Genomic DNA, 13,538 nt, shown 5'->3' on the forward strand with positions numbered 1-13,538 from the left:
ATAAGATGGCAAGAGATGACGGCTATCTGTCCGCGCGGGAGTCGCGGCGGATATCAAAGGAAAACAGAAAGATTACAGCAAAGCTCGAGAAGACAAGAACCCGGCGGAATGTGCCCGAGAGCGAGTACATGACCGAGATGAAGAATCCGGCAAATGCCGTGGAGTTTGAAAACCTCCACACCTTCTTCTTCACGGACGCGGGAACCGTCAAGAGCGTTGACTCGGTGAGTTTCGAAGTGCCGCTCGGCAAGACGGTCGGCGTCGTGGGCGAGTCGGGTTGCGGCAAGTCCGTGACCAGCCTTTCGCTCATGCAGCTCTTACAGCGCCCGCAGGGTCAGGTGGTGGAGGGCTCCATCCGCCTGAACACCGGGGACAAGGTCTATGAGATTACGAAGACCCCGGAGAATGTCATGCAGCACCTCCGTGGCAACTTTATGTCGATGATTTTCCAGGAGCCCATGACCTCCTTAAATCCGGTCTTCCGCATCGGCGACCAGATGGACGAGGTGACCATGCTCCACAAGAAGAGCGAGTATCCGACCAAGGAAGCGGTCAAGGGACGCACGATCGAGCTTCTCAAGATGGTCGGTATCGCAAACAGCGAGGGCATTTACAACATGTATCCGCACGAGCTCTCCGGCGGTATGCGGCAGCGTGTCATGATCGCAATGGCACTCGCCTGCTCGCCGAAGCTCATCATCGCCGACGAGCCGACCACCGCACTGGACGTGACGATTCAGGCGCAGATTCTGGACCTGCTCCGCGGTCTGAAGGACAAAATCAATTCGTCCATCATGCTGATTACCCACGACCTCGGTGTCATCGCGGAGATGGCGGACTATGTCGTGGTCATGTACTCCGGCCGTGTGGTGGAAGCGGGAACCGCAAAGGAAATCTTTTCGAGCCCGGCGCACCCCTATACCATCGGCCTCATGGCGTCGAAGCCGGTCGTCGGTAAGCACCAGGACAAGCTCTACTCAATCCCCGGCAAGGTGCCGAACCCGATTAACATGCCGAATTACTGCTACTTCCGCGACCGCTGCGACAAGCGCGAGGGGTGTTGCGACGGCGCTTATCCGGGCGAGATCTGGCTCTCCGAGACACACCGGGTCAGCTGCTACCGCTATGATGAGGCACACATGGGTTCCGGGCAGAGCAAAGCCTGAGAGGAAACGAGGAAACGATGGAAAATATCGAAGAGAAGGCATTGACGCCCCTCGTGCACAACGAAGAAAATATCCTGGAAGTCAACGGCCTGAAGAAATACTTCCCGATTAAGGGCGGCTTTTTCAACAGCGTGGTCGGTCAGGTCAAGGCACTGGACGGCATTTCCTTTCATATCAAACGAGGCACCACCATGGGACTGGTGGGAGAGTCCGGTTGCGGCAAGACAACAGCCGGCAGAACCATACTTCGCTTAAACGGCGGCAAGACCGCCGGACAGGTGCTGTTCAACGGCAAAGAAGTCTACGACATTCCGAAGAACGAGCTGAATGAGCTCCGCGTGAAGATGCAGATTATCTTCCAGGATCCGTTCTCCTCGCTCTCGCCCCGACTGCCGGTCGGTGAAATCATCGGTGAGGCAGTGCGCGAGCACCATCTGGTGCCGAAGAACGAGTACGAGGACTATATCGATCAAATCATGGACAACTGCGGTCTGCAGCCCTTCCACAAGGACCGCTACCCGCACGAGTTCTCCGGCGGCCAGCGTCAGAGAATCTGCATCGCGAGAGCGCTTGCGTTGAATCCGGAATTTGTGGTTTGCGACGAGCCGGTCTCGGCACTCGATGTCTCGGTGCAGGCGCAGATCATCAACCTCCTGGAAGACTTACAGGAGAAGTACAACCTGAGCTATCTCTTTATCTCGCATGACCTCTCGGTGGTCGAGCACATCTCGGACACGGTCGGTGTCATGTACCTCGGAAATATCGTGGAGTTCGGCACAACGGAAGAGCTGTTCGCAAATCCGCTGCACCCCTACACGAAGGCCCTGTTCTCCGCAATTCCGATTCCGGATCCGGAGGCAAAGATGAAGCGCATCATCCTGGAGGGAAGCATTCCCTCGCCGGCCAATCCGCCGTCGGGCTGCAAGTTCCACACGCGCTGCGCACAGTGCATGGAGAAGTGCAAGACCCAGGTGCCGGAGCGGAAGGATATGGGAGACGGACACTATGTCTGCTGCCACCTTTACGACGATGTGAAATAAGAATCCGGCGAGCTTGTCGGAACATACAGAAAACGCCCGTGTCATTGCACGGGCGTTTTCCGCATTGTGACGGATATGAAAGAACGCTGTGGGAGGTTCTGTCGCACGCGGGATTGCAAAACACAGAGGGAAAGACTATGCTTTGTTTGCAGTGAAATGAACCGTACCGGTATTGCGACAGAAAGGACGAAGAGATGACACCCCTAAAAATCATGAAGACCGCATCGCTTGTCAGTTTTATCGCTCTGGCAATCGCAGTGACACTGTATCATCTGAGCAACTACGGTATATTTAAGACCCTGGCCGTTGCGGTCGGCACGTCGTTTTATCACTTCTTTGTACGGCTCGTTGTCGGCATTTACATCGACAAGGTGAAGCAAAACCGCGCGGACATCACGCGCAGCTGGTACCGCATTCGCCCTTGGGAGACAGCCATTTATCGGCGTATCGGCGTGAAGAACTGGAAGGATAAGATGCCCACATCGTTTCCGGAGTATTACGATCTCCGGAAGCACACGCCGCTTGAACTCGCACAGGTGACCTGCCAGTCGGAAATCATCCACGAGGTCAATGTGCTTATCAGCGCGGGAGCGCTGCTCGGCGCGATTCCGTTCGGGATGTTTCCGGCCTTTTTCCTGAGCTCGCTCGCGGCAGGCTGCTTTGACATGATTTTTGTCGTGATGCAGCGCTACAACCGGAGCCGCCTCATGCCGCTTGTGGAACGGCAGCGGCGCGCGGCCGGGAAGACAGGCAGCGGCACTGCGCAGGGCAACAAAACAGGAGGAACAAGATGACGGTGACAGAAAAGAACGGGACGGACAGAAATAAGCTTTTGCTGGTCAATGACCTCGCGGGTTACGGCAAGGTGGCGCTCTCCGCGATGCTGCCCATCCTCTCGCACATGGGGTTTGAGCTCTTTACGCTCCCCACAGCGTTAGTTTCCAACACGCTCGATTACGGAAAATTCGAGATTCTGGATACGAAGGACTATATCCGGGAAACACTTCGCATCTGGCAGGAACTCGGCTTCTCCTTTGATGCGGTGGCGACCGGCTTTCTCGCGTCCGACGAGGAGGCGGAACTACTCGCGGTATTTTGCGCGGCGGAGCGGAAAAAGGGTACCTTGATTTTTGTGGATCCGGTCCTCGGAGACGACGGAAGTCTCTATCACGGCATCGGGGAAGCTGCGGTCGAGAACCGGAAGAAGCTGCTCTCGGTCGCGGATATCGTAAAGCCGAACTACACGGAGGCCTGCCTCCTCACGGGAAGCGCCTACGACGAGACCGGCATCTCCCGCGCGGATGGAGAGACTTTGCTCCGGAAACTGTGCGCAACGGGAAAAAGTTCGGTGGTTATCACCTCGGTTCCGGTGCGGGAGGCGGAGGGAAAAAAGTGCTGCCTCGGCTATGACTGCGAGAGCGGGCAGATTTTTTGCCTTCCGTATGAGGAAATCAAGGTGCGTTTTCCCGGCACCGGTGACATTTTCTCCTCGATTCTGCTCGGCGATTTGCTGCGGGGAGAGAGTCTTGAGCGGGCGACTGCCCGCGCGATGCGGCTGGTGCGGGCTATGATTGCGGCAAATGCGGACCGCGCGGACAAGTACCGCGGGATTCCGGTCGAGTGCTACCTCGGCGAAATTTGAGTGAGACAGGTGGAAAAGGAGAGAGAAGAGCATGAATTGGTTGCAAAAGAATGGGAGAGGTCTGCTGGTTTGCCTCGCGCTGGCGGTACCGTCTTGGATCATCGGAAAGCGCTTTCCGGTAATCGGCGGCGCGGTTATTGCGATTTTACTGGGGATGGGAATCGGAATGGTCTGGAGTGATAAGGGACAGGCTGCGGCCGGGATTCGCTTCACCTCGAAGGTGGTGCTGCAGTTTGCGGTTGTGCTGCTCGGTTTCGGCATGAACCTCGGCGTGGTGGTAAAGACGGGCAGCCAGTCACTCCCGATTATTGTGTGCACCATCGGCACCGCGCTGTTGCTCGCCTGGCTACTCTGCCGCCTGCTTCGCATTCCGGGCAACACCGCGATTCTGGTCGGCGTCGGCTCCTCGATTTGCGGCGGTTCCGCGATTGCGGCGACAGCGCCTGTAATCGGCGCGGACGATGATGAGGTCGCGCAGGCAATCTCGGTCATTTTCTTTTTCAATGTGCTCGCGGCGATTTTCTTCCCGATGCTCGGCCGCGCCCTCGGTTTCGACACGACAAACGGCGAGAGTTTCGGCCTGTTTGCCGGAACCGCCATTAACGACACTTCGTCGGTGACGGCGGCGGCCTCGACCTGGGACAGCATGTGGCAGCTCGGCAGTCAGACTCTCGACAAGGCTGTGACCGTGAAACTGACGAGAACACTTGCGATTATCCCGATTACGCTGGTCTTAAGCCTGCTCCGCGCGAGAGCGGCCGGAAACGAGGCGGGGAGTTTCAGCTTCCGCAGAGCCTTCCCGATGTTTATTCTCTACTTTATTCTCGCGGCTCTCATCACGACCGTCGCGTTACAGGCAGGGCTTCCGGCTTCTGCCTTCCGCCCGTTAAAGGAGCTGTCCAAGTTCTGCATCATCATGGCCATGGCGGCAATCGGCCTGAACAGCAATCTCGTGAAGCTCGTAAAGAGCGGCGGCAAGCCGCTCCTGCTCGGCGCAATGTGCTGGGGCGGGATTACGGCTGTGAGCCTTTTCCTGCAGAAGCTTATGTTTTGAGAAAAAGAGCAGCGAAGTCGCTGCTCTTTTTTTAAGGAGCTGCCTAACGCAGCTCCTTTCCGTTTGCGTTGTATGCGGTAAAGCTGTTCTTTTCGCAATAGTCTTGTATTTCCGCCGCAAGCTTTGCGGTCGGACGATATTCAATCAGATAAACCTTGAGTCCGGCCTCCTTGGCGCGCGTCAGGTAGTCGAGGTAATAGGCGCGGGTCTCGGCATCCTGTGCGGCATAGCGGTTTTTCGCAAAGTCGATTTTCGTAAAGACGCTCTCCTGGTTCACGCCGTCAAAGAGCGTACGGGCGGAGCCGTTTTCGATACATGCGCTCACAAAGACATCGCCGCCGTTTATGATGCAGGGCTTTTGGTAGCGGCTTAGGCCGCGGAGCATGGTCGTGAGCCCGTTAAAGGTATCTTCGTGCGGGTAGAGCGCATAGACATCGCAGTTGTCGAGGAAGAAGCCGTCAAGCCCGAGAGCGGCATATGTACCGCCGAGTTCATCGACCACAAATGTTTGCCAGGCCGGGGAAGAGACATCCACCCAGTACTCCGAAAGCCAGTTTTCATAGGGTGCAAGGGTGAGGCTTGCGAAGCGTTCGTAATAGGGGCGGTAGTTCTCAAGAGAGCCTAAGTTTAAGTAGCCGTAGACGCTTTTTCCCTCGGCCTGCAGCGTTTTGATTTGCTCCGCGGAAAAGCTACTCGGCTCAATCACGACTGTTCGGTAGGGGCGAAGGCGTTTTAAATCCGCGGTCTCGAGTCCTATGAATACGCCGTAAGGCTTCGAATTTGCGGCGGGTGCGGGGCGAAAAAGATGCAGGCAGAGCAGGCAGAGCAAAAGGAGCGGAAGCGGAAACAGAAAAAAGCGAAGCGGTTTTCGCATGGCGTGTCCTCCGTTCAAAAGGGGGGAAAGACTGTGTTGCGAGATTTATGATACCACGAATCGGGAGGCGGGAAGGGATGTTTGCGGATGCCTCTGCGGAAGCGCAGCGGCGGAGAAAAGGCCGGGCATTATCGGAAAAATAAAAAAGCAGCATCCGCAAATGCGGGCGCTGCTTTTTGTGCCGTTTACGGCTGCGGGTTTTGCTTATTCGGAATCTGTGCCATTCTCGGAGGAGACATAGACCACAGATTCGTGTGCCTCCGGTCCGATCGGGTAGGAGACATTGAGAAGCTGCCGGTTCTTCATGAGGCCGTAGATGGTCGGAAGCGCACCGCAGAGCATCGCGAAGTAGTAGAGGGCCAGATTGCGGTAGTAGACCGGAAGCAGTTCGTTCGCCTTGACCACCTCGTTGACGACCGGGAACGCATCGAAGACATTTGCCTCATAGGCGCGCGCAATCGTGATGGCCCAGTCGAGCTGATTGCCGAGGTAGGTCATACCGACCATGATGAGAATACTGCACACAAGGCCGACGGTATCGAACTTGCCGGAGAGCAGCTCATAGCCCTTTGCGACGCAGACACCCATGACCAGACCCGTCCAGGGTGAGACAAAGCCGAGCTGACCGATCAGCACCATTACAAAGAGGCCTGCGAAACTTCCGATTAAGGCGCCGACAATACCGGCAATCGGATTGCCGCGCTTACTATTCTGTTCATTAAAGGAGGACTGGGCGCGATTGCGCTCCGTGTCGTACTCATCACGGGTCAGGAAGCGGAGACCGCCGCTCACATAGTAGCAGCTGCTTTCATCCGGGCGGCCGCTCAGCTCACTGCAGTCGCGGAGGCAGTTTGCCTTGAGGAATTCGGTGAGCACCGCAGCAGCGGCGGCGCTCCGCTCGAGCTTGCCTTTGTCGGAGATTGCGCTCGGAATGGAATAGGTCGCGCGGTAGCCCTGAACAGACGGGTTGGAGAGAACTTTCTTGTTCTCCTTGTGTGCCTGCTTTAAGACCTCTTTCTCCGGCATTTGACCTGTGCCGTTTGAAACCGAGACGATGATTTGGCGCAGATTGTTCTGCATGATGAAAGCGATGTGGTAACCGTTGTAGATGCCTGCGACGATGCCGCTCTCGCGGTCGTAGCTGAGTCCAAGCTCCGTGGCGAGCTGTTGATTGACGCTGGTGACAGACATATGAGCTCCTCTCCGATCGTTTGTTTTAAAAGCCTTCCGAGACAGTATAGGGGGGATTTCGAAAGAAAACAAGACTGAGTCTTGTGACGACAAAAAGTAATATATACTTGACATAAATAAGAGGCGGTGTTATCCTGCAAATGTAATATATAGATGACATTGTGTCGTTTATATTTTGAGAGGAGGACAGGAAAATGAGTTCTTATTATGCAGGGATGATTTGCGGTATGCTTGCGGCAGGTGTGCTACTCTATTTTCTGAAGCGCAAGCGGGATAAGGAGGGGACCGTGGTCTACGATGAGCGCCAGCTGATTGCGCGCGGCCGCGGCTTTCAGTATGCCTATATGACTCTCATTGCATTGCTCATGCTCTATGCGGGCTTTGAGGAGCAGACGGAGCGCTTTGTGTCGCCGGGGGTCATCCCGATTGCGATTTTGCTGTTATCGGGGTTGGTGCTCTTTGCTTACTGCCTCTTTCACGATGCCTATTGGAGCCTCCGCGGGGAGAAAAAGGAAAAGCGCGTGCTGATTCTCTGGCTTGCCATGGCCCTGCTTTCGCTCGCGCAGAGCCTCCATCAAATAATGAGGGGCGGATTCAGAATTAACGGGCGGTATTCGGCGACTTCTCTGCTCCCGCTGTTGCTTGGCATCTTCTTTGCGGGTATGCTCTTACTGCAGTGCATCAAGTACGTGATGAACCGCCGAGAGGAGGAGCAATGAAGAATCTGCGCCTGAAAGCCGCGCGCGCGGCAAAGGATTTATCGCAGCAGGAACTCGCGGATCTGGTCGGCGTGAGTCGCCAGACCGTAAACGCAATCGAGAAGGGCTATTATAACCCGACCATACGGCTTTGTCTTGCGATTTGTCACGCGCTGGATAAGACCCTCGACGAACTGTTCTGGGAGGCGTAATCGGAACAAATAAGGAGACTACTCTACACCGGCATTTTGCAAGGGCGCTGCGATATCGCAGCGCCCTTCTCCGTGTTATACTGTGAGTAGTCGTCGTATGCTTTGCGGCACCTTTAGATGACTGAGAATACGGGCAGAAGGCCTATTGACGGAGGAGGTACATATGCTGACTTATCGGGAATTCGGTGCGGAATGCCTGCCGGAAGTGCAGGAAATCTACGCGGCCTGCGGCTGGACAAGCTATCTGGGAGATGAGGAGAAGTTGCGGAGGGCACTCGGGCGCTCTCTCTTTTTGCTCGGCGCTTTTGAAGACGGCGCTTTGGTCGGCTTTGTGCGCTGCGTCGGCGACGGGGAGCACATACTCTATGTGCAGGACTTGATTGTAAGACCCGCCCTGCAGAGAAGAGGCATAGGGCGGGAGCTCATGCGATAGGTTTCGGAACATTTCGCCGGTGTGCGGCAGTTTCTCTTAATCACGGATGCGGAAGATGCGGTCTCGAATGCTTTTTACCGCGCCATCGGACTTAAGACCACGCTCGGGGGCTATCCCTGTACCGCATATTATCGGGATTTGCCGGAGGCTTGACGGCAATGCGGCCGGACTTCCGTGCGCGTTTCCTTACCTTTTAAAATTAAGAAACAGCATGCTTGCGGGTATGCTGTTTTTGTTGTATTCGGGACTTAAAAAGCGAGAAGAACTGTGTTATAGTAAATAAAATAACATTGAAATGACGGGGCGAACTTTTACGGAGAAGCGATATCATCACGGGGGAAGGGTATGGCGGAAATCTCTATCGAACGGCTGCATTTATCGGTTCGCGCGAGCAATGTGTTACATCGGATGGGAATCCATTCTGTCGAGAAATTGCAGGTAACGCCGATGGAGAAGATTGCGGCGCAAAGAAACATCGGGGTTAAGACACTGGGGGAGATTCAGGCCGCGCTGCGGGATTTGGACACTTTGCTGAAGCAGCCGGTGACTTCGAAGCGGCGCAGCGTGCGCCTTGAAGAGGACTTGCAGGGCGAGGAAGAAGAAAGGGTCATAACGCTGACGGAAAAGCAGCGGGAAGAGTTGTCGAAGCATTCGATCGAAGAGCTCAATCTGTCTGTTCGCTCTTATCGTGTGCTCTGTCGGGAGGGCTGTCGCACGCTCGACCGGGTCGTACTGGCAGTGCCTGTTTTTTCGACCCTGCGGGGACTTGGGAAAAAATCCGTCGATGAAATCAAAGAGGCTGTCGCGCGCTGGCTTCGCGACCATTTCGAAGAGGCCGGGGACTTATCCGAGGCGACGGTGGAAGAGGGACTGAAAAGCCGCCTGCAGGAACTCAGCACGGAACTGCATCCGGTGACGGCACTTCGCTGGGAACAGCTGTACCACTATCTGGAGGCCGAGCAACTGCTGCAGCAGGCGCAGCAGTTTGAGAAGCAGGAGCTGCTGCGCACGGTGCTCTTACTGCCGCAGCTGAAAAGACCGCTCCGGTCCTTTTGGGAGGGACTCTCCCGCCACGGCGTGATTGCAGAGGCCATACTCTCGGAGCGCCTGCGGATTTTAGAGCTGCCGTTTGACTCGACTATGCTGCTTGAGACTTCAATCGAGAGCGGCGTTCTGATCAAAAACAGAGGGATGATTCTCCTGTATCGCGATAACTTCGAGGAGGCTTACCGTAAAATTCGAAAACAGGATGAGCGCGCGGCACAGATTCTCCGCCTCCGGGTGGAAGGGCAGACATTGCAGGATATCGGGGACCGCTTTCAGGTGAGCCGTGAGCGCATTCGGCAGATCACGGCGCGCATGATGCAGAAGTTTCCGTTGCTTTTCGAAGACTATTTTTCAGAGCCGTACCAGCATTTTTATCTGCCGAAGTCCCGATTTTTACAGGCGTTTCCGGAAGTGAGCGCGGAGGGCTATGAGTTCCTCTCGCTTCGTTATCCGCACGGCAAAGCAGAATTGGACACGGAGTCGCTATCGACCTACACCGGTCTCTGGCGGCGCAGACTGCGGGAATTCCTGGTAGAAGAGAATGCAAAAAATGCGCGGGAAAATATCTCCAAGGCCGAGGTAGTTAAGCGCGTATTGATCGCAAACCGCAACACGCCGCTCAGCATCGAAGAACTGGAAGAGAAGTATTACCGCTATATCGAAGCCAGGGGCTATCAGAAGGAGCGGCTACAGTTCAACATTCGCACCCTCGAAAACTATCTGAGAAATGCGCCCAATATCGTATACAACCGCGAAAATCTGATTCGCTGGTGTCCCGTTCGGGCCTCGCGTCTCTTTGAGGTGATTGATTTCAGGCGGTATCAGAATATGGCGATTTCCGCCGATCTGATTTTTCGCGATTACCCAGACTTGATGGAGGAACTCAGCATTCTGGACAGTCACGAGCTCTTCTATGTAATCAAGTCCGCGGTTGCCGCGCAGACCTCGCTCGCGTTTCGCATCTGGTGCCGCCGGGTGCCCATGCTGGTGATCGGCGAGGCCTCCGAAGATGAGCAGGCGCTGAAGTTGCTGCGGGAACTTTCGCCGGTGTCCTTCCAGGCCTATTATGCGGCCTATGAGGAGCGCTACGGCGTCAGGCGGGAGAGCTCCCAGCGAAATCCTCTGATTTACAATACCGTCAACCAATATTACACCGACGGAATGTATGTGATTGATGTGCCGGGTATCGATCCGCGGGATGTCCAGCCGTTGCGCGCGGCACTCGCGAAAAAACAGATCTGGTTCATTGACGAGCTTGAGACCTTGTTTTTGCGGGTCTGTTCGCATACTTCGGAGGAAGCCATCAATGCTGTGGCGTTTCGCGCCATCGGCTATACGCTGAACACCACCTATGCCTATGACGCCGCCTACGGCACGGCGCTTCACTTTTTTGAGCAGTTGGTGTTCACGGCGGATAAGATTAATCTCGAGCTGTTGGACCGGCGGATTCTGGATCTCGCCATGTTCGCGACCGTGCTCGAAAAAAAGAAGCAGAATCTGGACTATATCGAGACCGCACCGCGCGTTCTGCTGTCACGGCGCAAGGTCGAGGAAGTGTACGGACTCAAAGTCGAAGACATCCGGGCCATCCAGACCTTGATGTCTGCCTACTATGAACTGCCGTATTTTAACGGCAGGAGTCTCTGGAATAAAGTCAAAAAATTCCCGCTGATACGGCGGCTTCGGGGCAATGACTGGATGCTGACCTGTATCATGCGCCAACAGGTGGGCATATCATCGTTTTCGGTGGCGGGCGGGCTCATCCTGTCGCGAAACAGCGCGTCGCTTAGCTTAAGCCGGATGTGTGAATGGCTCGCCGCTGTCCGCGGGCGCATGTCCCTGCAGGTGCTGGAAAAAGAGCTGAACGGTCTGTTCGGGACGCGCGTTCCGGCCTATAAACTGGCGGAGAAACTGCGAAACAGCGGGAACTGGAATCAGGTTCTGACAGACACGGAGGAGCCGTACGGTAGTGACGAAGCCTGAACTGTCAGCGCACAAATTGCCGCAGAAGGTCGATATAGGCGAGCGTCAGATCACTGGTCGGGCGTTCTTTCGGCAGAACATAGCCGAGTTCCATGTAGTCATCGACCGCAAGCGGACGCGCGACAATGTTCTTGCCGTTTAACTCGGTGTTGATGATGCCGGAACAAATGGTGTAGCCGTTCATGCCGATTAAGAGGTTAAAGAGAGTCGCGCGGTCGCAGACCACGATGTCCTTGTCGGATTCGGCGGCGCTTTGAATTTCCTCGGAAAAGTAAAACGAATTGTGCTGTCCCTGCTCATAGGAAAGGCGGGGATAGTCGCGGAGATCTTCCATCGAGATCTCCGCTTTTTTTGTGAGCGGATGCTGTGTCCCGAGGAAGACATGCGGTTTCACGCGGCAGATGGGCGTGAAGGAGAGTTTCATCTCCTGAAAGTTTCGCTGCAACACCGCGGCGTTGAACTGATTCCGGTAGAGAACGCCGATTTCCGAGCGGACCTTGGCGACATCTTCCAGAATGCGGTAGGTCTCGGTCTCCCGCATGTGGAATTCGTACTGAGAGCCGCCGTAGGCATTTAAGAGGGCCACAAAGGCCTCGACCGCAAACGAGTAGTGCTGGGAGGAGACGCAGAAGTGGCGGCGTCCGCGCGCTTCGCCGGTGTAGCGCTGCTCGACGAGAGACACTTGATCCAGAATCTGGCGCGCGTAGCCGAGGAATTCCTCTCCCGCAGGGGTGAGCGAGAGCCCTTTCCGGGAGCGGAGAAAGAGGGTGATGCCGAGCTCCTGTTCGAGTTCGCGGAGGGCGGCAGTCAGCGAGGGCTGGGTCACAAACAGGGCTTCGGCGGCGGCGGTCAGAGTGCCGCGCTTGGCAATCATATCGATATAGCGGAGCTGACGCAGAGTCATGGAACACACCTCATTTCATAGGAATTAGTTATGCTTTTCGAGATATTATAAATATTTTTCAAGAGAAGAACAAGTCGCTACAATAAGGGACATGAGAAACAGGCAAGGAGGATTCAACAATGAGCAAGTGGACAACACCCTTTCGATATGACTACGTCGGGAGCTTTTTGCGCCCGGAGACTTTAAAGCAGGCGAGAGCCGATTGGAATGCGGGAAAGATTTCCCGCGAAGAACTTCGCAAGGCGGAAGATGCCTGCATCACGGATTTAATCGAGAAGCAGAAGGCACTCGGGTACCACGTGATTACGGACGGCGAGTTCCGCCGGAGTTACTGGCACCTCGATTTTATGTGGGGACTCAACGGCATCGAGGAGATTGAGCTGGATCACGGCTATTATTTTAAGGGGGAGGAGACCACGCACGGCTCCTGCCGCATGACGGGAAAAATCAGCGGTGAGAACCATCCGATCGTACAGGACTATCTCTTCGTGAAGCAGTTTGAGGACGAGAACACAATTGCGAAGCAGACCCTGCCCGCTCCGGCGCAGACCCTCGCCGAGCTCTTCCGCGAGGACAATGCGCGGATTACCCGCGAGTTCTATCCGGACGAGGAGGAACTGCTCCGCGATCTCGCGGCGGCCTATCACAGAGTGTACCTCGATCTCTATGCGGCGGGTTGCCGGAACATCCAGCTCGATGACTGCACCTGGGGCATGATCGTGGATGAGGAGGGCTACTGGAAAATACGCGAGGGCGACGGCGCAACACTTGAGCAGGAGGCGGAGCGCTACCTGAAGGTCAATAACCTCTCCCTCGAGGATTTGCCGGAAGATCTGGTTGTGAACACCCACATCTGCCGCGGCAATTATCACTCGACCTATGCGAGCAGCGGCCCCTATGACAAGGTGGCGCCCTATGTCTTTGCGCAGGAAAATGTCCACGCTTTTTATCTCGAGTTTGATGACAAGCGCTCCGGCAACTTCGTGAGCTTAAAAGAGATTCCGCGCGGCAAGAAGGTGGTGCTGGGGCTCATCACAAGCAAGCGTCCGGAGCTTGAATCCAAGGAGCTCATTAAGCGCCGTATTTATGAGGCCGCACAGTATGTGCCGCTTCGCGACCTCTGCTTGAGCCCGCAGTGCGGTTTTGCCTCCTGCGAGATCGGCAACAAGCTGACCGAGGAAGAACAGTTTGCGAAACTCCGCCTCATCAAGGAAATTGCGGAAGAGGTCTGGGGGAAGGAAGAGGCATAAGCGAGCGGGAAGCAGTGCACCGAAAGAAGTGCGGAAATCCGCAT

14 protein-coding genes are annotated in these 13,538 nt (G+C 55.6%); 11 read left to right on the forward strand and 3 right to left on the reverse strand.

Translation table 11 applies throughout. The features are described from left to right. The first annotated feature begins 5 nt into the window (after positions 1-5). From HMPREF9623_RS07070 to HMPREF9623_RS07090, 5 genes are all read left to right on the forward strand, one after another. Positions 6-1,166 (forward strand): ABC transporter ATP-binding protein, encoded by a 1,161-nt coding sequence (locus HMPREF9623_RS07070; protein ID WP_009533210.1) that lies wholly within the window; start codon positions 6-8, stop codon positions 1,164-1,166. Between the two features lie 17 nt (positions 1,167-1,183). Then, positions 1,184-2,206, forward strand: a complete 1,023-nt coding sequence (locus HMPREF9623_RS07075) for an ABC transporter ATP-binding protein (RefSeq protein ID WP_009533211.1) — start codon at positions 1,184-1,186, stop codon at positions 2,204-2,206. A 194-nt stretch (positions 2,207-2,400) separates the two neighbouring features. After that, on the forward strand, positions 2,401-3,000 hold the full coding sequence (locus HMPREF9623_RS07080; RefSeq protein WP_009533212.1) for a glycosyl-4,4'-diaponeurosporenoate acyltransferase CrtO family protein: 600 nt from the start codon (positions 2,401-2,403) through the stop codon (positions 2,998-3,000). Then, positions 2,997-3,848, forward strand: coding sequence for a pyridoxamine kinase (locus HMPREF9623_RS07085; protein WP_009533213.1), 852 nt, complete (start codon positions 2,997-2,999; stop codon positions 3,846-3,848). The genes HMPREF9623_RS07080 and HMPREF9623_RS07085 overlap by 4 nt, the downstream gene beginning before the upstream one ends. Positions 3,849-3,879: 31 nt before the next feature. After that, a complete protein-coding gene (locus HMPREF9623_RS07090) occupies positions 3,880-4,902 on the forward strand; it encodes a YeiH family protein (RefSeq protein WP_009533214.1) in 1,023 nt (340 codons plus the stop codon). 43 nt (positions 4,903-4,945) lie between these two features. Here HMPREF9623_RS07090 and HMPREF9623_RS07095 read toward each other — a convergent pair whose 3' ends face one another. Further along, positions 4,946-5,776, reverse strand: a complete 831-nt coding sequence (locus HMPREF9623_RS07095) for an endo alpha-1,4 polygalactosaminidase (protein WP_009533215.1) — start codon at positions 5,774-5,776, stop codon at positions 4,946-4,948. 204 nt (positions 5,777-5,980) lie between these two features. Beyond that, positions 5,981-6,967: a hypothetical protein gene (locus tag HMPREF9623_RS07100; RefSeq protein ID WP_009533216.1), complete on the reverse strand. Its 987-nt coding sequence runs from the start codon at positions 6,965-6,967 to the stop codon at positions 5,981-5,983. A gap of 194 nt (positions 6,968-7,161) precedes the next feature. Here HMPREF9623_RS07100 and HMPREF9623_RS11655 point away from each other — a divergent pair, with 194 nt between their 5' ends. From HMPREF9623_RS11655 to HMPREF9623_RS07120, 5 genes are all read left to right on the forward strand, one after another. Next, a complete protein-coding gene (locus tag HMPREF9623_RS11655; RefSeq protein ID WP_009533217.1) occupies positions 7,162-7,686 on the forward strand; it encodes a hypothetical protein in 525 nt (174 codons plus the stop codon). Beyond that, positions 7,683-7,877 (forward strand): helix-turn-helix transcriptional regulator, encoded by a 195-nt coding sequence (locus tag HMPREF9623_RS07110; protein ID WP_009533218.1) that lies wholly within the window; start codon positions 7,683-7,685, stop codon positions 7,875-7,877. Before HMPREF9623_RS11655 ends, HMPREF9623_RS07110 begins: the two co-directional genes overlap by 4 nt. A gap of 163 nt (positions 7,878-8,040) precedes the next feature. Beyond that, on the forward strand, positions 8,041-8,310 hold the full coding sequence (locus tag HMPREF9623_RS11725; RefSeq protein ID WP_009533219.1) for a GNAT family N-acetyltransferase: 270 nt from the start codon (positions 8,041-8,043) through the stop codon (positions 8,308-8,310). A gap of 21 nt (positions 8,311-8,331) precedes the next feature. Further along, entirely contained in the window at positions 8,332-8,463 is a 132-nt protein-coding gene (locus HMPREF9623_RS12015) for a hypothetical protein (protein ID WP_306697232.1), read from the forward strand. 192 nt (positions 8,464-8,655) lie between these two features. Beyond that, entirely contained in the window at positions 8,656-11,340 is a 2,685-nt protein-coding gene (locus HMPREF9623_RS07120) for a DNA-directed RNA polymerase subunit alpha C-terminal domain-containing protein (RefSeq protein ID WP_009533220.1), read from the forward strand. Between the two features lie 4 nt (positions 11,341-11,344). Here HMPREF9623_RS07120 and HMPREF9623_RS07125 read toward each other — a convergent pair whose 3' ends face one another. After that, on the reverse strand, positions 11,345-12,244 hold the full coding sequence (locus HMPREF9623_RS07125; protein WP_009533221.1) for a LysR family transcriptional regulator: 900 nt from the start codon (positions 12,242-12,244) through the stop codon (positions 11,345-11,347). Between the two features lie 119 nt (positions 12,245-12,363). Between HMPREF9623_RS07125 and HMPREF9623_RS07130 the strand changes: the two genes are divergently transcribed. Further along, entirely contained in the window at positions 12,364-13,494 is a 1,131-nt protein-coding gene (locus tag HMPREF9623_RS07130) for a 5-methyltetrahydropteroyltriglutamate--homocysteine S-methyltransferase (protein ID WP_009533222.1), read from the forward strand. The last annotated feature ends 44 nt before the right edge of the window (positions 13,495-13,538 follow it).

The sequence above is a fragment of the Stomatobaculum longum genome (genome assembly GCA_000242235.1).
Taxonomy (GTDB): Bacteria; Bacillota; Clostridia; order Lachnospirales; family Lachnospiraceae; genus Moryella; species Moryella longum.

Coding starts and splice junctions, on each gene's coding strand:
- HMPREF9623_RS07080 (WP_009533212.1), top strand. CDS start 2,401: ATGACACCCCTAAAAATCATGAAGACCGCATCGCTTGTCAGTTTTATC.
- HMPREF9623_RS07075 (WP_009533211.1), top strand. CDS start 1,184: ATGGAAAATATCGAAGAGAAGGCATTGACGCCCCTCGTGCACAACGAA.
- HMPREF9623_RS07100 (WP_009533216.1), bottom strand. CDS start 6,967: ATGTCTGTCACCAGCGTCAATCAACAGCTCGCCACGGAGCTTGGACTC.
- HMPREF9623_RS11655 (WP_009533217.1), top strand. CDS start 7,162: ATGAGTTCTTATTATGCAGGGATGATTTGCGGTATGCTTGCGGCAGGT.
- HMPREF9623_RS07095 (WP_009533215.1), bottom strand. CDS start 5,776: ATGCGAAAACCGCTTCGCTTTTTTCTGTTTCCGCTTCCGCTCCTTTTG.
- HMPREF9623_RS07130 (WP_009533222.1), top strand. CDS start 12,364: ATGAGCAAGTGGACAACACCCTTTCGATATGACTACGTCGGGAGCTTT.
- HMPREF9623_RS07085 (WP_009533213.1), top strand. CDS start 2,997: ATGACGGTGACAGAAAAGAACGGGACGGACAGAAATAAGCTTTTGCTG.
- HMPREF9623_RS11725 (WP_009533219.1), top strand. CDS start 8,041: ATGCTGACTTATCGGGAATTCGGTGCGGAATGCCTGCCGGAAGTGCAG.
- HMPREF9623_RS07070 (WP_009533210.1), top strand. CDS start 6: ATGGCAAGAGATGACGGCTATCTGTCCGCGCGGGAGTCGCGGCGGATA.
- HMPREF9623_RS07110 (WP_009533218.1), top strand. CDS start 7,683: ATGAAGAATCTGCGCCTGAAAGCCGCGCGCGCGGCAAAGGATTTATCG.
- HMPREF9623_RS07125 (WP_009533221.1), bottom strand. CDS start 12,244: ATGACTCTGCGTCAGCTCCGCTATATCGATATGATTGCCAAGCGCGGC.
- HMPREF9623_RS07120 (WP_009533220.1), top strand. CDS start 8,656: ATGGCGGAAATCTCTATCGAACGGCTGCATTTATCGGTTCGCGCGAGC.
- HMPREF9623_RS07090 (WP_009533214.1), top strand. CDS start 3,880: ATGAATTGGTTGCAAAAGAATGGGAGAGGTCTGCTGGTTTGCCTCGCG.